The organism is Nocardia sp. NBC_01499, from assembly GCF_045040275.1.
In the GTDB taxonomy this organism is placed as follows: domain Bacteria; phylum Actinomycetota; class Actinomycetes; order Mycobacteriales; family Mycobacteriaceae; genus Nocardia.
In genome coordinates this window covers 9,675,753-9,700,527 of the sequence record NZ_CP109426.1, presented here as the reverse complement: position 1 = coordinate 9,700,527, position 24,775 = coordinate 9,675,753, and the positions used below count along the sequence as shown (strand labels likewise).

The following is a 24,775-nucleotide window of genomic DNA, read 5'->3' as shown; positions in this document are numbered from 1 at the left end:
TCACTCCTCGGTCATTCTGCGAAGCTTGGGCCTGCGCGACGGGGCAGCGCTATCGAGGCGCTCCGCCAGCCCAGCGACGGTCGGTGATTCGAACACCAGGCGAATCGGCAGCTCGACGCCCAACTCGACGCGCATCCGGCCGATCAGCCGGGTGGCGAGCAGCGAATGCCCGCCGAGTAGGAAGAAGTCGTCGTCGATGCCGACCCGGTCGACACCGAGCACCGCACCGAACAGTGCCGCTAGTGCCTGCTCCCGCTGGTTACGCGGGGGTCGATATTGCATCGCGGAGGCGAAGTCCACCTCGGGCAACGCTTTACGATCGAGCTTGCCGTTCAGCGTCAACGGGAGGGCTTCGATCACCGCCACCATGGCGGGCACCATGAAGTCCGGCAGCCGCTCGTTGACGAACTGACGCACCGAGGCACCGTCGAGCGCACCGCCCGATGCCGAGGGCACCACGTAGCCGATCAGTCGTTTGCCACCGGCACCGGCGAACTCGCGCGCAACCACAACGGCTTGCGCCACACCGGGATACGCGGTCAGGGCGGCCTCGACCTCACCGAGTTCGATGCGGAAGCCGCGCACCTTCACCTGGTCGTCGACGCGTCCGGAGTACTCGAGCACCCCCGCCGCGGTCCAGCGCACCAGATCGCCGGTGCGGTACAGCAACCCATCCGAATCGAACGGGTCGGCGACGAACCGTGACGCGGTCAGCCCTGGTCGGCCGAGGTATCCGCGAGCCAGCCCGGCACCGGCGATGTACAACTCGCCGACGACGCCGGTCGGGACCGGCCGCAGCCACGAGTCGAGCACGTACATCCGCGCGTTGGCCAGTGGCCGGCCGATCGGCACGGAATCCCCTGCCGCGGTGGCATTCCCGGCCTCCGGGACGGGGTAGGCGGTGGCGTAGAACGTCTCCGTCGGCCCGTAGCCGTTGACGACCTGGATGCCGGGCACGGCGGTCCTGGTGCGCTCGACCATCGCCATGGTCAACGGCTCGCCGCCGAGCACGATGGTGTCCGCGGCGATCTCGGTGCCCGCGTGATTGAGCACCTCCTCGAATGCCGAAGGCACCGTGGTGATCACGCCGCCCGACCACCGGTCGAGCTCGCCGAGGGCGAGCACATCGCGGATCACCTCGGCACTGCCGCCGACGCTGAGCGCGGTGAAGATCTCGAACACCGAGGCGTCGAACGACACCGACGTACTGACCAGCGAGCGCGGCGCGGGTTTGTCGCCGAGCAGCGCGGCCATCGCAATGGCACCGTTGACCATGTTGCGATGCGTGGTGGCAATGCCTTTCGGGCGGCCGGTCGAACCGGAGGTGTACACCAGGTAGGCCAGGTTGGCCGGGCGGAGCGGGCCGCCGCGATCGGCATCGGCGAGGTTCGCGGCGTCCGCGTCGCCCGCATCATCGATGAACAGGAACGGCACGTCCGTGTCCGGCAGCACCGGCGCCGTGGCGGTGTCGGTGAGTATCGCCACCGGTGCGGCGTCGACGATCATGTATCGCACCCGGTCGAGCGGATAGTCCGGGTCGACCGGGAGGTACGCACCACCCGCCTTGAGTACCGCGAGCATCGCGACCACGACCTGCGCCGATCTCGGCAATGCCAGCGCAACCCGCTGTTCGGGGCGCACACCGTGCCGAACCAGCCAGCGCGCCAATCGGTTCGACCGCGCGTTCAGCTCCAGGTAGGTCAGGCTGACGTCGCCGCAGACCACCGCCACCGCGTCCGGTGTTGCGGCGACCTGTCGTTCGAACAGCTCGGGGTAGGTCACCGGTGGGAGCGGTACCTCGGTGTCGTTGAGCTTGCGCAGGACCAGTTCTCGCTCGATCGGGTCCAGCGTGTCCACCCGGCTGATCGGCACGGTCGGGTCGATCGCGAGTTGGCCGAGCACACTGGCCATGCGGGCCGCGATGTTTCGTGCGTCGTGCTCGTCGAACAGGTTGTCCTGGTACTGCAGGACGACACGGAGGTAGGGCGCCGTGTCGGCCACCACCATCAGCGGATAGTGGGTGCCGGTCTGGGAACGGATACCGGTGATCGAGACCCCCGCCGCCGTATGCGCGTCGGTGAGACCGGTGCGGTCGACGGGGAAGGATTCGAACACCACCAGGGTGTCGAACAGGTTGCCGAGCCCGGCCGCCTGTTGGATATCGGCGAGACCGTGGTGGTGCTGGTCCATCAGGGCTGCCTGCCGGTTCTGCAGGCCGGTGAGCAGGTCGGCGAGTGTGCGTCCCGGCGCGCAGCGCACCCGCACCGGCAGGGTGTTGATGAACAACCCGATCATGGCGTCGGCGCCGGTGAGCGCGGCCGGGCGGCCGGATACGGTGGCGCCGAACACCACGTCCGCTCGACCGGTCAGTTGGCCGAGCACGATCGCCCACGCGCCCTGCACGATGGTATTCGCGGTGACGCCCAGTTCCGCTGCCCGCCTTGACAACTCACGGGCGGTCTCGATGGGCAGCACCACCTCGGCCTGGGCGGGCCGACCCCCTACCGCGCCTTGTCTGGCACCGGCGAGCAGCATGGTCGGCTCGTCCAGCCCGGCGAGTTCGGTCGCCCAGGCCGTGGCCGATGCCGCGGGGTCCTGCTCGGACAACCAGACCAGGAAGTCGCGGTAAGGGCGCGTCCTCGTCAGTCCTGCGGTGTCCCCGCCGGAGCCGTAGAGGCGCAACAACTCCGCCATCAGCAACGGCAGCGACCAGCCGTCGAACAGCGCGTGATGGACGCTGAGGACCAGCTCTGTCTGCTGTGTTCCCATCCGTACCAACGTCATCCGCAGCAACGGCGGGACGGCGCGATCGAAGTGAGCGGCGCGATCTTCGACAAGCAGTCGTTCGAAGGCCTCGACGCGCTCGCCGTCGGCGAGTGCGGTCAAATCCCTATCGCGCCAGGGCAATTCGACGTCATCGAGCACGATCTGCACCGCACCGCCCGCCGCGTCCTGCACGAACGCGGTGCGCAGATTCGGATGGCGCCGCAGCAGGGCCTGGCCCGCCGCCCGCATCCGCTCCGGATCGACCACGCCGGACAGGTGGAACACCAGTTGCATGTGGTACGCGTCGAACGAGTCACCGGCCAGTTCGCTGTGGAACAGCAGCCCGGACTGGGTCGGGGTGGTCGGCCATACATCGACGACTCCCGGGTAATCCCGTTCCCATGCCTCGATTTCGGGTTGACCGACCGACACCAGGGCGAGATCGGACGGTGTCAGCCCACCGGCACCTGGCCGCGCCACGTGCCTGGCCAGCCCGGTCAGCACGGCAGACCACAGCTGCGCGAGCGCGCGCACCCGCGCTTCCGAGAGCACACCCGCCGCGTAACTGAACACGGCGGCCAGCTGCGGGCCATCCTCGGAATCAGTTACGGCGGAGGCGATCTCCAGCGCGGACATCGCGGGTAGGTCCGCATCCGGACGCGGCGCCCCGATGCCGGGGATGGCCTGCCAGCCGACATCCCTTGCGGCCGAGGGCAAATCGGTGGCGGCGAGCTGACCGAGGTAGTTGAATCCGAGTTGTTGCGCCGGATACGCGGCGAGCTCGGCCGCCGTCTCCGGGTTGAGGTAGCGCAGCAGGCCGTAACCGATGCCCTTGTCCGGAATCGCCAGCAGCTGTTCCTTGATCGACTTGACCAGACCGGCGACCGCGCCGCCGCCATCGAGCACGTCGTCGACATCGATGCCCGAGGTGTCGAGCCGGACCGGGAACATGCTGGTGAACCAGCCGACCGTGCGGGAAAGGTCGGCACCGGGCACCACCTGTTCCTCCCTGCCGTGCCCTTCCAGCCGCAGCAGCACCGAGGTGTCCTCGGTGCCCCGCCACCCACGCACCGCGACCGCGAGCGCGGCGAGCAGCCCGTCCTCGACACCGCCGTGGAACGCCGAGGGCACCGCGGTCAGCAACGCCTTCGTCGTCGCTACCGGCAGCTCGATTCGCACCGTCTCGACCGTGGCCGCCACATCGACCGCCGGGTCGAGCGGCCGTGATCCGATCAGCGGATCGGTTCCGCTCAAAATGGTTCTCCACAAGGGCAATTCAGCAACGCGTTCGAGCCGGGACGCCTCGTCCACCAGCGCGTGCGACCAGCGCCGTGCCGACGTTGCCACCCTCGGCAACGTCACCGGCCGATCGTCACGCACCCGTTCCCACGCGGCCGCGAGGTCGGGCAGCAGGATGCGCCAGGACACGCCGTCGACTACGAGGTGGTGCAGCACCAGCAGCAGCCAGCCCGGCCCGTCCTGCTGCCGCAGCCAGACGAACCGCACCATTTCACCGGCCGCAGGGTCGAGTTCGCCTGCGGCGGTGTCCAATTCGTCGCGGACCCGGTCGTCCCACGACCGCTCGGGTCGCCAGTCGGCGCGCCGGGTCAGCCGCGCGAGGTCCACCGATTCCGGCGGGCCGACGACGAGGCCCGTGTCCGGTCCGGTCGCCAGCCGGGATCGCAGGATGTCGTGCCGCTCGACAACGGCCGTCAAGCTGGAAACGACTCCGTCCCAGGTGATCTCCGCGGGCAACCGCAGCACCATCGACATGGCGAACCGGTTGTGGCCGCCGCCGAGTTCGAGCAGGTATCTCGCCGCGGGCGGCAGCGGCAGCCGACCGACGCCGCCACCGTCGAACTCCGGCAGGACCGGTCGGGCACCGTCGGTCCGGTCGAACACGACGGCGTCGGCCAGCATGGCGACGGTCCGGCACTCGAATACCTGGCGCGGCGTGAGCTCGATACCCAACGCCCGCGCGCGGGCGACCACCTGGATCGAGCGGATGCTGTCCCCGCCGACGGCGAAGAAGTCGTCATCGGCACCCACCTCGTCCAGGCCGAGCACCTCGGCGTACACCCCGGCCAGGAGCCGCTCCTCGACCGAGTCCGGCGCCCGGTACGAGCCGCCGCCGAAGCCGGGCTCTGGCAACGCGTTTCGGTCCAGCTTCCCGTTCACCGTCAACGGCAACCGGTCGAGCAGCACGAACGCCGAGGGCACCATGTAGTCGGGCAGCCGGGCCGACACGAAACCGCGCAGCTCCGCCGCCGAGACACCGGAGGTCAGGTCGACATCGTCGTGCACGCCGGTCGTTCCGGCGACGACATAGCCGACCAGGCGCCGACCACCGCTCGGGTTGTCCATGGCGACCACAACCGACTGCGTGACCGCCGGGTGCGCGGTGAGGACCGCCTCGACCTCGCCTGGCTCGATCCGGAAACCGCGCACCTTCACCTGGCTGTCCGCGCGGCCCGCGTACTCCAACTGCCCCAAGGCATTCCAGCGGGCCAGGTCGCCGGTGCGGTACATCCGCGCGCCCGCGCTGCCGAACGGATCGGCGACGAACCGGTCGGCGGTGAGGCCGCCGCGACCGTGATAGCCCCGGCCGACGAGACCACCGACGTACAACTCACCGACCACACCGGACGGCACCGGCGCCAAACCCGCACCGAGCACATACATCCGTATGTTGGCCAGTGGGCGGCCGATCGGCACCGCGCCGGTGTTCGCGAACTCGTCGAGCTCGTTGATCTCGAACACGCTGGCGTAGAAGGACTCACTCTGGCCGTACGCGTTGATCAGCCGCGTGCCGGGCAGCGCGTCGCGCACGCCGCGCACCAGCCCGGATCGCAATGCCTCGCCCGCGAAGACGATGGTGTCCACGTCGATCTTGCCCGCGAGCTGGCCGATGAGCCCGGACAGCACCGAGGGCACGGTGCTGAGCACGCCTCCGGTCCAGTTCTCGCGTTCGCCCAACACGAGCACGTCGCGGACCAATTCGACGGTCCCGCCCGCGCACAGCGTGGTGAACAGCTCGAACAGCGAGACGTCGAAGTTGATCGAGGTGCCCGCGAACGTCCGGGTTTGGCGCGTCACGCCCACCGAGGAGATCAGCGCGAGCAACCCGTTGGTGACGCTCTCGTGCGTGATCGCGACGCCCTTCGGCGTGCCGGTCGACCCGGACGTGTACATCACGTAGGCCAGGCTCTCCGGCCGGATCGGCACCGGGCGTCGGTCGGCCGCGCCGTGCAGTTCGGCCAGGTGCAGCACGGGAATGTCGGTGGCGGGCAACACTTCCGCCGTATCGTCGTCGCTGAGGATCAACCGGGGGCGTGCTTCGGTGAGCACGTGGTCGAGCCGCCTGCTCGGATACGCCGGATCGATCGGCACATAGGCGCCACCGGCCATCAGCACGGCCAGCAGGGCGACAACCAGGTCCGGTGTCCTCGGCAGCGCGACGGCCACCAAGGTCTCGGGGCCGACACCCTTGTCGCGCAGCGCATTAGCGACCTGGACCGCCCTGTCGGCGAGCTCTCGATAGGTGAGCTCGGTGTCGGCCGACACCAACGCGATCGCGTCGGGCACCTCGGCGACCTGTCGTTCGAACAGGTCTACGAGGGTCACCGCGGGCAGCGACGCGGCGGTATCGTTGCGGCCCTGCACCATTCGCTCGCGTTCGGCCGCGTCCATGATCTCGACCGCGCCGATCCGCTTCGCCGGATCGGCGACGACCTCGCGCAGCACTCGCGCATACCGGGTGGCGATCAGTTCGACGGTGCCGTGGTCGAACAGGTCCGTCGCGTACTCGAGCACGCCGATCGCGCCGCCGGTGTCCGGATCGGGGGTGAGGTTGACGAGCAGGTCGAATTTGGCGGCGACCGGCGGCGTCGGCTCCTCCTCGACCCGGAGGCCGGGCAGGTCCAGCGCGAACGGTGCCGTGTTCTGCCAGGCGAACATCACCTGGAACAGCGGTTGATACGCGGTCGACCGCTCGGGGTTGAGCAGCTCGACCAACCGCTCGAACGGCGCGTCCTGGTTGTCATAGGCCGCCATCGCCTTGTCGCGCACCTGATCGAGCAGCTCGGTGAACGGAGGATTCCCGTCCAGGCCGACCCGAAGCACCCAGGTGTTGACGAAGAACCCGACCAGGTCGACGAGGGCTTCATCGGTCCGGCCTTCGATCGGCGAACCGATCGTGATGTCCGTGCCCGCCCCCAACTGATGCAGCAGTACGGACAGGGCCGACTGCAGCACGATGGACGCGGTAGCACCGGCGCGACGCGCGACGGTGTCCACCCCGGACATCACCTCCGGGTCGACGGTGAAATGCACTCGACCACCACGATGGCTCGCCACCGGCGGCCGGGGCCGGTCCGTCGGAAGTGCGAGGGGCGCGGGCACATCCGCCAGTTCGCGCTGCCAGTAGCCGAACTGTTCGGCGAGCAGGCTGGCCGGATCGCCCTCGTCGCCAAGCATTTCGGCGTGCCAGAGCGCGTAATCCGCGTACTGCACGGGCAATTCCGGCCAGTCGGGCATCCGTCCCGCCAGCCGCGCCGTATATGCCTGCGACAGGTCGCGGGTCAACGCGGCCGCGGAACCGCCGTCCGCGGCGATGTGGTGGATCACGAGGACGAGCACGTGTTCGTCGGGTGCTACGCGCAACAACTCGGCGTGCATCGGGATGCTGGCGTACAGGTCGAACTCGTGCGCCGCGACGGCGGCGACGGCGCCCGGCAGATCCTGCTCCGCCACCGGAATGACCGAAAGCCCCTGCGGCACATGGTCGACGGGCAGCACGCGCTGCGCCGCCGCGCCGGTCTCGTCCTCGACGATCAACGTCCGCAGGCTCTCGTGCCGACCGATCACATCGTGGATCGCCGAACCGAGCGCGGCGGTGTCCGGCACACCGAGCAGGCGCACGGCGAGCACGAGATTATAAGTGGCGGAAGGACCTTCGAAGCGGTCGATGAACCACATGCGCCGCTGCGCGAACGACAGCGGCACCGTTTCGGGCCGCGCCGCGCGCACGAGCGCCGGCCTGATGCGCGATCCGGCGCCGAGCCTGCTCGCCAGCCGGGCCACCGTCGCCGCGTCGAAGACGGTCCGGATCGGCACCTCGATCCCCAGCTCCGCCCTGATCCGGCCGACGAGCCGGGTGGCGAGCAGCGAGTGGCCGCCGAGTGCGAAGAAGTCGTCGTCGATGCCGACCCGATCGACGCCGAGCACCTCGCTGAACAGTGTTACCAGGACCTGCTCGTTCGGGTTCCGTGGCGCCCGGTACCTGGTGCCGACGAACTCCGGCGCAGGCAGTGCCCGGCGATCCAGCTTTCCGCTCGGGGTCAGCGGGAATCGGTCGAGGACGACAACCGCGGCGGGCACCAGGAACGTCGGCAGCCGCTGCTCGACGAACGCCCGCAACTCCTCGGGAGCGGTCGGGGAGCCGACCACCGCGTACCCGACCAACCGCGCCGCCGAGCCGGTGTGATCGGCGACGACGACCGCCTGCCGTACCGACGGATGCTCGGCCAGCGCCGCCTCGACCTCAGCGGGCTCGACCCGGTAGCCGCGGATCTTGATCTGCGTATCCGCGCGACCGGCATACGCCAGCACCGCGTCGGCGGTCCACCGGCCGAGATCGCCGGTGCGGTACATCCTGGCACCCGGCGGACCGAACGGGTCGGCGACGAACCGGCTCGCGCTCGGCCCGGCCGCTCGGTGATAACCACGGCCCATGCTCGCGCCAGCGACGTACATCTCGCCGACCACGCCCGGCGGCACCGGCCGCAGCGACGGGCCGAGCACGTACACCCTGACGTTGCCGAGCGGGCTGCCGATCGGCACACTGCCCTCGGCCGACGGCGTTTCGTGCGCCGCCACGGTGAAGGCGGTGGCGTAGAAGGTCTCACTTTGACCGTAGGCGTTGATCATTCGCGTGCCGGGCAGTGCGGTGCGGATGCGCGCGGTCAGCGCCGAGGGCAATGCCTCGCCCGCGAACACGACGGCATCGGTATCGACGCGACCGGCCAACTGGTCGGTGAGTTCGCCGAATGCCGAAGGGACCGTGCTGATCACACCGCCCGTCCAGTTCGGCCGCTCCCCCAGTACCAGCACGTCACGGACCACCTCGACGCAGCCGCCGGTGCTCAGCGTCGTGAACATCTCGAAGACCGACACGTCGAAGCCGATGGAGGTGCCCGCGAGCATCCGCCATCCCTTGGCCACACCGAGGCGGTCGACCAGCTGGGCGACACCGTTGACGACATTGCCGTGCGTGATCGCGACGCCCTTGGGTGTTCCGGTCGAGCCGGAGGTGTACATGACGTAGGCGAGGCTGTCCGGCAACGTATTACGGGCCGGATCGTCATCGCGTCCCGCGGTCATCTCCTCGACGGTCAGCCTCGGGATCTCCGTGTCGGGCAGCATCGAGACCGTCCGCGCATCGGTGAGGATCAGCAGCGGCTCGGCATCGCGAAGGACGAATTCCAGTCGCGCACCGGGGAATTCCGGGTCGATCGGCAGGTAGGCGCCGCCTGCTTTCAGCACCGCCAGGATCGCGATGACCAGTTCGGCCGAGCGCGACAGTGCGACGGCGGTGACACTCTCGGGTCGCACGCCGATCTCGATCAGCTTGTGTGCCAACCGGTTTGCCCGCGCGTTCAGCTCGAGGTAAGTCAGTGTCGCCGTACTGTCGACGACCGCGACCGCATCGGGCGTCGCGGCGGCCTGCCGTTCGACCAACGCCGGAATCGTCATCGCGGAGTGGGGTGCCGCGGTGTCGTTGTACCGTGCCAGCCGGTCGTGCTCGGCCCTTGTCAACAGGTCCCGTGTGGCCAGTCGCCGGTCCGGCGCACCGGCCAGCCAGCCGAGCACCCGCGCGAACCGGGTCGCGATGTCATCGGCACCGGCCCGATCAAACGAATTCCGTTGGTATTGCAGCGAGATTCGCAGGTGCGGATCGGGCGTGGCCACCACCGTCACCGGATAGTGGGTGCCGGTGAGCGGACGGATGCCGGTCACTTCGATGCCCGCCGCGATGCGCGCGTCGCTGATCCCGATCCGGTCCATCGGATACGACTCGAACGCGACCAGCGTGTCGAACAGTTCACCGAGTCCGGTCAGCTGCCGCAGGTCGGTGAGTCCGATGTGGTGGTGTTCCAGCAGCGCGGCCTGCTGATGCTGCAAGCGGGCCAGGAACTCGGCAACGGTGTCGGATGCCTTGCAGCGCACCCGAACCGGCACGGTGTTGACGAACATGCCGACGATGGCGTCGACCCCGGGGATGGCCGGTGGCCTGCCCGACACCGTCGCGCCGAACAGCACGTCGTCGCGGCCGGTCAGCTCGGCGAGCAGCAGTCCCCACGCGCCCTGCAAGATGGTGTTGACCGTCACGCCGAGTTCCGCCGCACGCAGCGAAAGTGCCTGTGCGTCAGCGGGAGACAGCGGCACCTCGGCCACCCCGATCGGGGATCGGTCCGGTTCTGCTGGCATCGGTCGCGCCGCCGTGTGCGCGGCAAGCAGCGTCGGCTCCTCGACGCCGTCCAACTCGTCCGCCCACTCCTCCAGCGAGAGATCGCGGTCTTGATCGGCGAGCCAGGACAGGTAGCGGCTGAAATCGCGCGGCCGTGGCAGCGCCCGCACGTCACCGGCCGCCGTGTAGAGGCTCAACAACTCTCGCAGCAGGATCGACAGGCACCAGCCGTCGACCAGCAGGTGGTGGGAGGTGAGCACCAGCTCCGCGCGGGCCGATTCGGTGTGCACCAGCGCCAGCCGCAGCAGCGGCGGGCTGTCCAGGGTGAAGGGACTGTGCAGGTCATCGGCCAAGATTCGGTCAAGCTCCGCAGCGGAGCCGGTGCGCAGATCCAGCTCCTGCCACGGCAGGCGCACGCCGCCGACGACAGCCTGCACCGGCTCGCCGTCGGCGCCGGTGACGAACCCGACGCGCAGCCCAGCGTGCCGGTCGAGCAGGACCTGTCCGGCCGCCCGCATCCGGTTCGCGTCGACTTCGCCCGCGAGATGGAAGACAAGTTGCACCCGGTAGGGGTCGAAGGTCGAGTCGACCATCGAGGCGTGGAACAGCAGCCCGGATTGCAAAGGCGTCAGCGGCCAGATGTCCGCGAGCCCTGGGTAGCGGGCCTGCAACGCATCGATCTCGGGCTGGCCGACCTCGACCAGCGGGACGTCCGACGGGGTGAGCCCGCCCGCGTCCGGCGAATCGAGATGCCGTACCAGTCCCGATGCCGCCTCTTGCCACAGCCGCGCGAGTTCGCGCACGTGATCGTGGGACAGCACGCCGCTCGGGAAGCCGAAGGTGACACGTAAACGCCGCTCGCCCTTGGTATCCACCACCGCCGCGGTCACGTCGAGTGCGGACGCCGCAGGCAACTCCGGCGCGGTCGGCGCGGAGAGCGCACCGGCTTCGGGCGCTGGCCACCAACCGATTTCGCGCGCCGCCGCGGGGACGGCACCCGCGACGAAACCACCGATGTAGTTGAAGCTGATCTGCCCGGCCGGGCACGCCGCGAGCGTGCCCATGGTCGCCGGGTTCAGGTAACGCAACATCCCGTAGCCGATCCCCTTGTCCGGGATCGCCAGCAGTTGCTCCTTGATCGACTTGAGCATTTTGCCCGTCGCCGCAGCGCCGGAAAGCACCTCGTCGGGATCGGCGATGCCGACCTCGAGCCGCACCGGGAACACGCTGGTGAACCAGCCGACCGTGCGGGAAAGGTCGGCACCGGCGACGATCTGTTCCTCGCGCCCATGGCCTTCGACGCGCACCAGCACGGAGGTGTCACCGGTGCCGCGCCACAGCCGGACCGCCACCGCGAGCGCGGCGAGCATCCCGTCGTTGGCGCCGCAGCGGTAGGCGGCGGGTAGCTCGGTGAGCAGTGCGGTGGTGTCGTCGGCGCAGAGTTCGACGCTGACGCTGCGCACCGTTGACATCAGGTCGATGGCGGGGTCGAGCGGCCTGCTGCCGATCAACGGGTCGGGTCCGGCCAGAATGTCTTGCCACAGTTCAACTTCGGCGATCCGGCTCGGGCGCGCGGCCTCCTCGACGAGCGCATGCGACCACCGCCGCACCGAGGTGGTGGCCGGTGCCAGCTCGACCGCACGACCGCCACGCACCTGATCCCATGCGGCGGCAAAGTCGGGCAGCAAGATCTGCCACGACACCACATCGACGACCAGGTGGTGCAGTACCAGCAGCAACCGGCCCGGCGACGCACCGGCGTCGAACCAGACGATCCGCGCCATCACCCCGTCCGACGGCACCAATTGTGCTGCCGCCGTCTGCAATTCGCGCGTCAACAGCTGGTCCCACGCGTCGCCCGTCCAGCCACCGTCCCACTCGACGCGCCGGATCAAGTCATCGGTGTTCGCGATATCGCCGATGACGAGACCGGCCTCCGGTTCGTCCACCAGCCGGGTGCGCAGCACCGCGTGCCGGTCGAGTACCGCGGTCACCGTCGCCGCGATTCCCGCGCCGTCCGCGTCCGGCGGGAGCGCGAGCAGCACACTCTGCCCGAAACCCGCCCAGCTGCCGCCGAATTCGCGCACATACCGGGCGACCGGAAGCAGCGGCGACCAGCCTGTCGCGTCCTCATCGAGTTCGGCCGGTTGCGCGGTGGTCGGCTCGGCGATGCCCGCGACCTCCGTGAGGCGTGCCACGGTCCGGTGTTCGAACACCTGGCGGGTGTTGATCGCGATACCGGCGGACCGCGCGCGGACGGCCACCTGAATGGACCGGATGCTTTCCCCGCCGATGGCGAAGAAGTCGTCGTCGACGCCGACCCGATCCAGCCCGAGGACGTCGGCGAAGATCTCGGCCAGGGTCTGTTCGATCGCCGAAACCGGTGCGCGGTAGGACCCGCCAACCGCGTCCGGATCGGGCAACGCCGCTCGATCCAGTTCACCGGTCGCGGTGACAGGCAGCCGGTCGAGCACCACTATCACCGAGGGCACCATGGCGGCGGGTAGCTGCCGCGCCACCAATGTCCGGAGATCGGCGGTGGAGAAATCGGCGTTCAGGTCGACGCTGAGTTCCACGTCCGCGGCACCGGCGCTCGCCGCCGCGACCGGCACCACGTAGCCAACCAATCGCTGTTCGCCGGAACGGTTTTCGCGCGCAACCACCGCGGCGGTGGCCACGCCGGGATGGGCGACCAAAGCGGCCTCCACCTCGGCCACATCGATCAGCAGGCCGTCCAGCCTGACCCGATCGTCGGCCCGGCCGACATACTCCAGGCGCCCGTCCTTGTCGTAGCGCGCCAGGTCCCCGGTTCGGTACATCCGAGATCCATTGGGGCCGAAGGGATCCGCGATGAACCACTGCGCGGTCCGACCGGGACTGCCCGGATAGCCGCGAGTCACCTCGGTGGCCACATAGACCTCACCGACGGCCCCCGGCGGCAGGACGCCGAGTCCCGGCCCGAGCACGCGGATTCGGCCGCTGTCGACGATGCCGTCATCGCGGCGGACCGGCGACGGGGTGTGTTCCAGCGAACCTAGAACGTCCGTTTCGGCCGGACCATGAACCCACGTCAGTACGGGACCACCAACGGTCTTCGCGTGACCGGACAGCTCGATCGCACCGACCGGCCGGGTCGAATCCGCGAGCACCTGGCGAAGGACCCGAACGAACCCTTCGGCGATGCGCTCCACGCTGTCCCGGTCGAACAGGTCGGTGGCGTATTCGATGCTGCCGCACAGCCCACCACCCGGCTCGGGCACCACATTGAAATGCAGATCGAACTTGGCCGTCCCGGTGGCGACAAGCTCCCATTCCGCCCGCACCCCCGCGAGATCGAACCCGTCTAGCCTCTCCTGCCAGGCGAACATCACCTGGCACAGCGGGTGATACGCCAGCGAGCGATCAGGATTGACCAATTCGACGACGCGATCGAACGGCGCGTCCTGATTGTCGTACGCGGCCAACGCCTTATCGCGCACCTGCGCGAGCACCCCGTCGAACGACAGACCGGCGCCGAGCCGCATCCGAAGCACCCAGGTGTTGACGAAGAACCCGACCAGATCGGCAAGCGCCTCGTCGGTCCGCCCCGCGATGGGCGAGCCGATCGTGAGGTCGTCACCACCGCCGAGGTGATACAGCAGCACCGACAGTGCGGCTTGCAGCACCATCGACTCGGTCACGCCGCGCGCGTCGGCGAGATCGGCCAGCCCGGCCCGCAACTCGGGCTCGACGGCGAAGTCGAGCACGTCGCCGCGATTGCTGACCGTCGACGGTCGAGGGCGGTCGGTCGGCAGCCGCAGCGGCTGACGAACGCCGGCCAACTCCCGACGCCAGTAACCCAGCTGACGCCCGAGCACGCTGTCCTCGTCGGACGCCTCGGCCATCAATGCGTGCTGCCACAGCGTGTAATCGACGTACTGCACCGGCAGGTCGACCCAGTCCGGCGCGTGGCCGGCGCAGCGCGCCGCGTACGCCGTCGACAGGTCGCGCCCAAGTGGCACAACGGATTCGCCGTCGGCGGCGATGTGGTGCAGCACCAAGACCAGCACATGCTCGTCGGCGCGGACCCGGAATACCTCCGCCCGCACCGGCAGGTCACCGGTGAGGTCGAACAGTCGGCGCGCGGACTCGGTCACCGCGTCGGCGACCGACTCGGGCGACACCGACACGACCGGCACGTCGAGCACGGCTTCGTCGGCGGGCACCACGAACTGGTAGCCGATACCGTCGGCGTCCTCGGCGACGAGGGTGCGCAACGCCTCGTGCCGGCCGAGCACATCCCGCATCGCCGCGGCGAGCGCGCCGAGATCCAGCGGACCGGCGAGTCGAAACACGGTCGGCACGTTGTAGGTCGCGCTCTGGCGACCGAGCCGGTGCAGGAACCACAGCCTGCGCTGCGCGAACGACAACGGCACCCGGTCCGGGCGCGGCCTCGGTGCCAGCGCCGGACGCACCGGCCGTCCCGCGGCAAGCCGCCGCGCCAGGTCGGCGACCTTCGGTTCCTCGAACACCGCGCCGATCGAGATCTCGACACCGAGCTCGGCGCGAATCCGGTTGACCAGCCGCACCGCGAGCAGCGAATTCCCGCCGAGCACAAAGAAGTTGTCATCGATGCCGACCAGGTCGAGCCCGATCAGTTCGGCGTACCACGTCGTGAGTGCCTGCTCGTCCGCGGTCCTCGGCGCCCGGTACTCGGAGTGCACGACCTCGGGATCGGGTAGCGCGGCGCGATCAAGCTTCCCATTCGGACTGACCGGCAGCCGGTCCAACAGCCCGTACGCCGCGGGCACCATGAACTCCGGCAGCTGCCGCGCGATATGCGCCCGCAGTTCGGCCACGCCGACGTCGCCGACGGTGGCCACATAGGCCACCAATTGCTTTCCCCCGCCGACCGGATCGGCACGGGTCACCACCCCGGCGCCGGTGACGGCGGGATGGGTAGTGAGCACCGCTTCGATCTCACCCGGTTCGATCCGGAAGCCACGAATCTTGACCTGCGCGTCCGCCCGATCGAGGAAGACCAGCTCGCCGGGCGCGGTCACCGCGACGATGTCGCCGGTGCGATACATCCGCTCGCCCGCCGCGCCCCATGGGCACGCGACGAACCGCTCAGCGGTGAGTCCGGGCCGCCCGAGGTAACCACGGGACACCCCGGAACCGGCCAGATACAGCTCACCCGACTGACCCGGCGGAACCAGTTGCAGCGCTTGGTCGAGCACGAAGACGCGCATGTTGTCATAGGGGCGCCCGATCGGCAGTTCGTCACCGATCGGTGTGCCCGCCGCGATCGAGTGGCTGGTCGCGCCGACGGTCACCTCGGTCGGCCCGTACACGTTGACGAACGTGGTGTCCGGGCAGTCGCGCAGTGCGCGCGCGATGGTCGCCGGTCGCACGCGCTCCCCGCCGGTTACCACTTTGCCAAGTCCCGCAAGGCATTCGGGGTCTTGCTCGACCACCAGGTCGAGCAGCGCCGAGGGCAGGCACACCGCGGTCAACGCGTGCGCGGCGATCAGTTCGGCGAGCATGGCGGCGTCGAGGTCGCCCGGCGGCGCGATCACCACGCTGCCACCGTGCGTCAACGGCACCCACAGCTCGTAGGTGGCCGCGTCGAAGGTGTGTGGTGAGCGCAGCAGCACCCGCTCGTAGTCCGCGCGCCAGCTCCGATCCACGACGAAATCGACAACGTTGCGGTGGGTGACGCCGACGCTCTTTGGCACACCGGTCGAGCCCGAGGTGAACATGACGTACGCCAATCGGTCCACCGACCCCGGCGCGCTGATCCCCTGCTCCGGCAGCGGGCCGAGTTCGTCGAGCACAACGACCGGCAACGCACCACCCGACACAACGTCCGCGTGTGCGGCGGAAGTCAGGACCGATACGGGCCGGACATCGCCGAGCATCGCCGCCACCCGCTCCGCCGGATAGCCCGGATCGATCGGCACGTAGGCACCGCCCGCCTCGAGCACCGCGAGCAGCGCAACCACCAGATCGACCGATCTCGGCAGCAGCACGGCCACCAGCGACTCGCGGCCGACCCCTTGCCGCGCAAGCACCGCGGCCAGCCGCCCTGCGCGCGCGGTGAGCTCCGCATAGGTCAGCGTGGTCTCGTCCGCGACAACGGCGATCGCGTCGGGCGCCGAGTGCGACTGCCGCCGAACCAGATCCGGAATGGACAACTGGGGAGTCGGCAGCGCGGTCGCGTTCAGCTGACCCAACAGGTAACCCTCGTGCGCGGGCGGCAGCACCGCCAACCGGCCGACCGGAACCTCGGGCCTGGCGACGACGGCACGGATGAACTCGACCAGGTCATCGCAGAGGTGACGCAGCTGAGCCGCGCTGTACAGGTTGGTCGGTGCGTCCATCCGGACGTGGAACTCGCCGTTCGCACCGCCGTCCCAGTACAGCGAGATCACCAATTCGTCGATGATCCCCCACGGCCCGAGAAACAGCCGCGCGGGACTGCCCGCGAAGTCCGGCCCGTCGACGAAGGGCATCAGGTTGATCAGGACACCGAACGGGCTGCGCGCCGTTCCGGCGACACCCGTGTTACGCCGGATATCGGTGATGTGGTGATCGGCGTGCGCGAAAACGCGGCGCTGTTCGGCGGCCACCGCCGTCGCGACGTCGGCGAAGCTCGCGGACAAGGGAATTCGCACCCGGATCGGCACGAGGTTCAGCGTCAGTCCCGGTGTCCGCGCCACCTCGCCGCGCCGATTCTTGACACTGAGCGAGAACAGCGGCTCCTCGAGGCCGCAGCGTCGACCGGCGAACACGGCGACGGCCGCGGTCAGCAGTGCGGTCGTCCGCACACCGAGGTTGTCGGCCAACTGCTGCCAACGATCGGCGTCGAACCCGGGCAGCGTGACCACGCGGCTGACCATCCCGATCGCACCGGCCAGCTCGGCCCTGACATCCGCCGGACTGTCGCGCCGGTCCAGGTCAGCGTCGAGTGATCCGAACGGGCCCGTACGCGGACGTGGCAGCTGGGCGGGTGTCGGGTCCCCGGCCAGATACTCCTGCCAGAATCGCGCGTCCTCGGTGAACCGCGCCGACTCCCGGTACCGGCGATCGGTGTCGGACAACGTCTCCGGGTCGCCGAACCGCACGGGCGGCACGACATCTCCGTCGTGCAGTGCCGTGTAGACCTCGGCAATCCGCGGCGAGACCATGGTGATGGCGCTGAACCCGTCGGCGACCAGGTGCTGGAAGACCACGACGAGCAGGAATCGGGTCGACGCCAACCGGACGGTGCCGACCCGGTAGAGCAGGTCGTCGGCCAGATCGAACGGGGCACCGACCACATCGACCAGTGCCGCGACCGCCGCCGCGTCGGGATCGGCGGCCGCGCTGACGTCGATCGCGAACGGCACAAGCCGATCCGGTGCGCCGACCACCTGACGCAACCCATCGGCGTCCTCCCGGAAATTGACAAGGACCGCCTCGGTCTCACCGAATACCACCCGAAGCGCGGCGGCAAGAACGTCGAGGTCGACCGCTCCCGTTATCTCCCATAACAGGGTCGGGTTATTGGAAACCTCGGGCGTCATTTTATGGGCAAGCCACAGGCCTTCCTGTGCCGCCGAAATACCGAACGAACGCAAAACAATTGCCCCCTCGCCATCGCTGATCCCACCGGAGCATATGTGGGCATTAACCACCCTCGCGGCAGCGAGGGCGGCCAGTCAATATCGGGAACCCGCCCCCATGATTGGGGCGGCAATAAGCGAGCCGAGGTCGGCGCGATCTCGTCCCGTCAACAGGACACCGCCCGTCAGCGCCAGGCAGAACGACCCGAATGCCCACACATGATGCACGCCCAATTGACAGGTCTGATCAGCGAACAGCAAGCTGGGAAATATAAACGGGAGTCATAGCGGGGGCCGACACAAAGCGCCCGACAAAGGCAGGTTAGCGTGCTGTATCACGACGAATTACCACTGCGCAGAATACGAATCTTCGACACAACCCTGCGGGACGGCGAACAGGCGCCGGGAAACGCGATGCGGCCGGAGCAGAAACTCGATATCGCGCTTGCGCTGGAATCGCTCGGTGTCGACGTCGTCGAGGCCGGTTTCCCGAGTTCGTCACCGAGCGACCAAAAGGCGATCGCGATGGTGGCGTCGTCGTTGACCTCCGCGTATATCGGCACGCTGAACCGGCCGGTGCGCGAGGACATTCGCATCGCCGCCGAGTGCGGTGGCACCGAACGTCACCACCTGCAGATCATGGCCACCGGCAGCGAGATCCACCTGAAGCACAAACGCGGCGTCGAACAGGCCGAGGCGCAGGCGGAGGTCATCGAGGCGATCGAGTTCGCCAAATCGCTCGGCGTACGCAACGTCACCCTCGCCATCGAGGACGCCTCGCGCGGCGCCGACACACTGCTGCGGCCGCTGATCACCGAATCGGTTGCGGCGGGCGCTGATTCGGTCACCGTCGCCGACACCACCGGCTGCCTGGTGCCGACCCAGTACGGCGGGCTCATCGCGCGCATCCGGTCCTGGATTCCGCCGGAGATCGTGGTGTCCACGCACTGCCACGACGACCTCGGACTGTCCCTGGCCAACGCGCTGGCCGGTATCGAGGCCGGAGCCGACGAGGTGCAGACCACCCTGGCCGGCATCGGCGAGCGGGCAGGCAACACACCGCTGGAGGAATTGATCGCGGTACTCACCTACAACGGCGACGCGATCGGCGCGACCACAACGGCCGAGCCCGAGGGGCTCTACACGGCGTTCGAGATCCTTTGCGAGACAATCGCGTTGACCCCGCCGCGCAACAAGGCGATCTTCGGCGTCAACGCCTTCGCCACCCAGGCGGGCATCCATCAGGCGGGCATGCTGCGCGCCCCGATCACCTACGAGTACATCGAGCCCGTTCGGTTCGGCAGGCAGCGTTCGCTGCTGGTCGGCAGGCACTCGGGCCGAGCCGTGCTGCGCCACGCCCTCGACGAACTCGGCTTGCCGATCGACGAACAACTCGTCGACCGCGTCTACACCGAACAGATCGCCAACCGGTCCAATGGCGAATGCCTCGACCTGGCCGGCCTGAGCGAACTCATGCTGGCCACCCATGCCGCCGGCGCGGGAGGCGCGGCTTGATGAGCGGGGGCACAACGCTTTTCGAGAAGGTCTGGAACAGCCACGTCGTCGACCGCCGCGCCGGCGAGCCGGATCTGCTCTACATCGACCTGCACCTGATTCACGAGGTGAGTTCACCGCAGGCGTTCGACGGTCTGCGCCTGTCCGGCCGGACGGTGCGCCGCCCGGAACTCACCCTCGCCGTCGAGGACCACAACGTCCCGACCGACTCGCTGCTCGTGCTCGACCCGATGGGCAAGCAGCAGGTGGAAACGTTGCGGCGCAACTGCGTCGAACACGGCATCGAACTGTTCCGCCTCGGTGACCGCAGGCAGGGCATCGTGCACGTGGTCGCGCCCGAACGCGGTTTCATCCGGCCTGGCATGTCGGTCGTCTGCGGCGACAGCCACACCTCGACGCACGGCGCGTTCGGCGCGCTTGCCTTCGGCATCGGCACCACGGACGTGGAACACGTGCTGGCGACCCAGACACTGTCGCTGTCGCGGCCGCGCACCATGGCCGTGGAGTTCACCGGCGAACTGCCACCGGACGTCGCGCCCAAAGACCTTGTCCTGGCGTTGAACGCGCGTATCGGGGCGAACGGCGCGCATGGCCACGTCATCGAGTATCGGGGCGGGGCCATCGAGCAGATGTCGATGGAAGGCCGGATGACGGTGTGCAATATGAGCGTCGAGCTTGGCGCGCGGGCCGGGATGATCGCGCCGGACAAACAGACCTACGAGTACCTACATGGCCTGCCCGGCATGCCGGACGGCAAGGACTTCGACGATGCCGTCGCATACTGGGAAACACTGCGCACCGACCTCGACGCGGTCTTCGACGAAACGGTGCGCATCGACGTCGCCACGCTGACCCCGTATGTCACCTGGGGTACCAACCCCGGCCAGGCCGTGCCCATCGGCGAGCGGGTGCCCGACCCCGCGACAGCGACCGACGCGCAACGCGCGGCCGCCGAACGCGCGCTCGACTACATGGGCCTCGAGCCCGGCATGCGGATGGCTTCGATCGAGATCGACACCGTCTTCGTCGGCTCGTGCACCAACGGGCGCATAGCCGATCTCGAGGCCGCGGCCGAGGTACTGCGCGGCCGCACGGTGGCGCCCGGCGTGCGCATGCTCGTGGTGCCGGGCTCGATCGACGTCCGCCAGCGTGCCGAAAACAGTGGCCTGCACAAGGTGTTCATCGAAGCGGGCGCGGAGTGGCGGCTGTCGGGCTGCTCGATCTGTCTCGGCATGAACGACGACCGGCTCACCAGCTCGGCGCGCTGCGTGTCGACCTCGAACCGCAACTACGAGGGCAGGCAGGGCCCTCGGGTCCGTACCCATCTGGCCGCACCCGCGGTCGCGGCCGCCAGCGCCATCACCGGAAAACTCACCGCGCCAAGCGATCTGCCGCCCCTGGAGGCACCGTGCAGCCCCTGATTCAACACACCGGACGCGGTATCACGCTGCGCCGCAGTGATATCGACACCGATCAGATCATCCCGGCCGAGTACTGTAAGCGACTCACCAAGACCGGCTACGCGGACGCGCTGTTCGCCGAGTGGTGCGCCGATCCGGACTTCGTACTGAACCGGCCGAGCAGCGCGGGCGCCGAAATCCTGATCGCGGCACACAACTTCGGCACCGGCAGCTCCCGCGAGCACGCGGTCTGGGCCCTGCGCGATTGGGGTTTCGTCGCGGTCGTCGCCAGCAGTTTCGGCGATATCTTCCGGCGCAACGCGCTGAAGAACGGCCTCATCCCGGTCGAACTGCCCGCGCCCGCTGTCGCCGCACTCGCCGACCGGGTGGACGCCGAGCCGGATACCGATCTCACCGTCGACCTCGTCGGTCAGGAAATCCATTGCACCGCCCTGCGTTACGGCTTCGCCATCGACCATCGGGCCCGTCGACTGCTGGTCGGCGGCCTCGACGAAATCGCGATGACGCTGATCAAGGACAGCCGCATCAGCGCCTACGAGCGCACCAGACTGGACTGGCTGCCGAGCATCCGAGCGACCGAGCCGCTTGCCTACACCGGCGTCGCCGAAGCGCGGCAACGATGACCGGCCGCCCGGTGGCCGAGCGCGTCGGCAAGCTGGCCCGCAGCGGGCTGTTCCGGTTGCTGGCCGAGGGCCGCGGCAAGGAGGTGATCGACCTCGCGCTCGGCATACCCGCCGCGCCGACGACACCACCCGGCCTGATCGAGCTTGCCTGCGCCGCGCTGCGGGAAGGCCATAATCAGTACGAGCTGCCCGAGGGCAATGCCGCACTGCGGCAACGGATCTCAGCCGAGTTGTCGGTGCCGACCGACCCGGACACCGAGCTGACCATCACGGTAGGCGCCAGCGAGGCGCTCACGTCGGCGGTGCTGGCCACCATCAACCCTGGTGACGAGGTCATCGTCTTCGAACCGGTCTACGAGAACTTCGTCAGCGCGATCGTCCTAGCGGGCGGCGTGCCACGGCTGGTCGCCATGCACGCCCCCGACTGGCGGTTCGACAGCACCGAATTGCGGGCCGCGTTCGGCCCGCGAACGAAGGCCATCGTGGTGTGCACACCGAACAACCCCACCGGTCACCTGCTGACCCGGCCGGAGTTCGCCGAGATCGCCCGACTGTGCGAGCAATGGAACGCCCTCGTCATCTCCGACGAGATCTACGCCAGCTACGTCTACGACGGCACCAGGCACGTGTCGGCCGCCGAGCTGCCCGCACTGCGCGAGCGCAGCATCGTGATCGGCAGCCTGTCCAAGAGTCACGCGGTGAGCGGGTGGCGGATCGGCTACCTGCGCGCGAGCCCAGCGCTGACCCATGCCATGCGCCGCGTGCATGCGGCGGTGTGCGGCGGCGGCCCGGCGCCCTTGCAGGAGGCGGTTGCTCGCGCCGCGGCCGAGCCCGGCTTCTTGCGGCCGACCGAAAACCTTGGTGCGCAACGCGATCTGGTCATCTCGATCTTCGACGAACTCGGCTTGCGCTGCCTGCCGCCGGACGGCGGGTGCTACACGATGGCCGACATCCGGGCATGCACCGACGAGGACTGCGAATCGTTCGCCTACCGCCTGCTGCGGGAAACGGGGGTGATGGTCGCGCCGGGGAAGTTCTTCTACGCGACCGAGGCGAACGGCGCCCACCTCGTCCGCATCGCGTTCAACCGACGCCTGGAAACCCTCGACGAGGTCCGGCAGCGGCTTTCGGTGTATCAGGCCGAAGACCACCATTTCACCGCACGATAAGGAGAGGCAATATGTCGAACGAACCTTCGGCGACAACAACTGTGGGCACCGATCGGCGTGTCTTCGACTACATGCAGGGCTACCTCATGTGCTCGCTGTTCGCCGCGCTGGAGTCGGCCGGGGTGCTGACCGACCTGGCGACCACCGGCTTGCGGCCAAGCGATGTCGGCTCGAACAAATTCCTCACCAAGGCGACGCTCGAGTACCTCGCTCAGCGCGACATCGTCAGCACCGACGGTGGCGACCTCTACCAACTGACCGAGTTCGGCCGCGCCGTGCACGCCGATCGCGGCTACCTGGTGTGGCTGACCGGCGGTTACGGCGAGGCACTGACCTCGTTCGCGGATCTGCTCACCGACAAGCAGACCTTCGGCAAGGACATCGACCGCAACGTCAGGTGGGTGGCGGTCGGCTCCGCGATCATCGGCAAGCAGGATCTCTGGCCGCATGTCGCCGACGTGGTGCGCGAGTTCGAGTTCCACCACATCGCCGATCTCGGCTGCGGCAACGGCCACTATCTGATCTCGCTGTGCCAGGAGGTCGGCGTGGCCGGCATGGGCGTCGACATCAGCCCGGACGCCTGTGCCGAGGCCGAACGTGAGGTGTCGAAGGCGGGACTCAGCGACCGGATCAAGATCATCGAAGCCGATGCGGGCAACCTGAAGGCCGTGCCTGGCATCGACGACATCGACCTGGTGATCACCTTCTTCTTCCTGCACGAGGTCCTAGAGCACGGATACGACGTGCTCGTCGCCTACCTGCGCCAGATCCAGGAGAGCCTGCCCAAGGGCGCGCACATGCTCACCGCCGAGGTCGGGCCGCCCGAGTTCGAGCAGGACAGCCCCGAGCTGTTCACCCCGGAGTACGCGCTCACCCAGGCGCTGATGGAGCAGAAACTCCTGACCGAAGACGGCTGGCGGCGGGCCTTCACCGACGCCGGTTTCGAAGTGCGGCAGGTCATTCGGCCCGAACTGCCGGAGGCCAGGATCATCTTGGCGAAGAAGCCGGACTGAGCCAAACGTGATAGCGGGTCGGTCCGTGGACCGACCCGCTATCACGTTGTCTATCAGATACTGTGCCGCAACGCTTCTTCGGTCAGCTCATCGATCGCGCGGTAACCGGCGGTGGCCAGCGCAAGATCGAATTCGGCGAGCAGGCAACGCACTACGTGTTCGACGCCCTGACGACCGGCCAGCGCCAACCCGTAGATGTACGGCCGACCGTAGAGGACCGCGTCCGCGCCGAGGGCCAGGGCCTTGAGCACATCGACGCCCGAGCGCACGCCGGAGTCGAACAGCACCGGGAAGTCGCCGCCGACCTCGGCGCGGATGTCGGGTAGCGCGTCGAGGGCGGCGATGGTGCCGTCCACCTGCCGCCCGCCGTGCGTTGACACGATCACGCCGTCGACACCGATAGCCGTGGCCTGCTTGGCATCTCGCGGATGCAGCACGCCTTTGAGCAGGATCGGCAGCCGGGTCTGCCCGCGCAGCCAGCCGATATCGTCCCAGGACAGTCCTGGGTTGGCGAAGACCTGCGACCAGCGGGCCATGACGGCGCCGTGGTCGGCGTACTCGGGCAGGCCGGCCAGGAAGACCGGGTCGTCGGCGATATTCACCGCGCCGTGCCCGTGCAGCACCGGCAGGAAGGCGTTGTCGAGATCGGTGGGGCGATAGCCGACCACCGGTGTATCGACCGTGACGACGATGGCACCGTATCCGGCGGCCTCGGCGCGCCCGACCAGCGAGGTGGCCACGTCCCGGTCGGACGGGACGTACAGCTGGAACCAGCGAGCCGCCGTCGGCGCGGCCGCCGCGACCTCCTCCAGGCCCACCGAGCTGACGGTGGACAGCACGAACGGCAACCCGAGTGTTTGTGCGGCAAGGACACTTTCGACCTCTCCCGCCGGATGAACCAGTCCTTGCGAGCCGACCGGCGCCAGCAGCACCGGTGCGGGCAGCGTGTGCCCGAACAGGTCGACCGTGAGGTCGCGCTCGCGTACATCGCGCAGGATCCGCGGCAGCAGCCGCCAGCGCTCGAAGGCGGCCCGGTTGGCGGCCGCCGTTGCTTCGGTGCCCGCCGCGCCCGCGATGTATCCGAACACCTCCGCCGACAGCACGTTACGTGCGGCCGCGGCCAACTTGGTTGGGTCGGTGGGCAACTCCGGCCGCGTGCCAGAGACACCGGCCCGATAGATTTCGCCGGTCAGATCGCCGTACGCCATGACCTC

Annotated in this window: 7 protein-coding genes; 5 read left to right on the top strand and 2 right to left on the bottom strand. The window is 68.8% G+C overall.

What is annotated here, in order from left to right; translation table 11 throughout:
• On the bottom strand, window positions 1-17,892 hold the full coding sequence (locus OG203_RS43690; protein WP_405163065.1) for an amino acid adenylation domain-containing protein: 17,892 nt from the start codon (window positions 17,890-17,892) through the stop codon (window positions 1-3).
• Between the two features lie 255 nt (window positions 17,893-18,147).
• Here OG203_RS43690 and OG203_RS43685 point away from each other — a divergent pair, with 255 nt between their 5' ends.
• The 5 genes from OG203_RS43685 to OG203_RS43665 are packed head-to-tail and all read left to right on the top strand — an operon-like array spanning window position 18,148 to window position 23,561.
• Window positions 18,148-19,335, top strand: a complete 1,188-nt coding sequence (locus OG203_RS43685) for a LeuA family protein (RefSeq protein ID WP_405163064.1) — start codon at window positions 18,148-18,150, stop codon at window positions 19,333-19,335.
• Window positions 19,335-20,756 (top strand): 3-isopropylmalate dehydratase large subunit, encoded by a 1,422-nt coding sequence (leuC, locus tag OG203_RS43680; RefSeq protein WP_405163063.1) that lies wholly within the window; start codon window positions 19,335-19,337, stop codon window positions 20,754-20,756. Before OG203_RS43685 ends, leuC begins: the two co-directional genes overlap by 1 nt.
• Window positions 20,744-21,379, top strand: a complete 636-nt coding sequence (gene leuD / locus OG203_RS43675; RefSeq protein ID WP_405163062.1) for a 3-isopropylmalate dehydratase small subunit — start codon at window positions 20,744-20,746, stop codon at window positions 21,377-21,379. Before leuC ends, leuD begins: the two co-directional genes overlap by 13 nt.
• A complete protein-coding gene (locus tag OG203_RS43670) occupies window positions 21,376-22,548 on the top strand; it encodes a pyridoxal phosphate-dependent aminotransferase (protein WP_405163061.1) in 1,173 nt (390 codons plus the stop codon). The genes leuD and OG203_RS43670 overlap by 4 nt, the downstream gene beginning before the upstream one ends.
• Before the next feature lie 11 nt (window positions 22,549-22,559).
• Entirely contained in the window at window positions 22,560-23,561 is a 1,002-nt protein-coding gene (locus tag OG203_RS43665; protein ID WP_405163060.1) for an SAM-dependent methyltransferase, read from the top strand.
• A 53-nt stretch (window positions 23,562-23,614) separates the two neighbouring features.
• On the opposite strand, the gene OG203_RS43660 is transcribed toward OG203_RS43665, so the two are convergent.
• Entirely contained in the window at window positions 23,615-24,769 is a 1,155-nt protein-coding gene (locus OG203_RS43660) for an alpha-hydroxy-acid oxidizing protein (RefSeq protein ID WP_405163059.1), read from the bottom strand.
• Window positions 24,770-24,775: the final 6 nt, after the last annotated feature.

Coding starts and splice junctions, on each gene's coding strand:
- leuC (WP_405163063.1), top strand. CDS start 19,335: ATGAGCGGGGGCACAACGCTTTTCGAGAAGGTCTGGAACAGCCACGTC.
- OG203_RS43670 (WP_405163061.1), top strand. CDS start 21,376: ATGACCGGCCGCCCGGTGGCCGAGCGCGTCGGCAAGCTGGCCCGCAGC.
- OG203_RS43665 (WP_405163060.1), top strand. CDS start 22,560: ATGTCGAACGAACCTTCGGCGACAACAACTGTGGGCACCGATCGGCGT.
- OG203_RS43660 (WP_405163059.1), bottom strand. CDS start 24,769: ATGGCGTACGGCGATCTGACCGGCGAAATCTATCGGGCCGGTGTCTCT.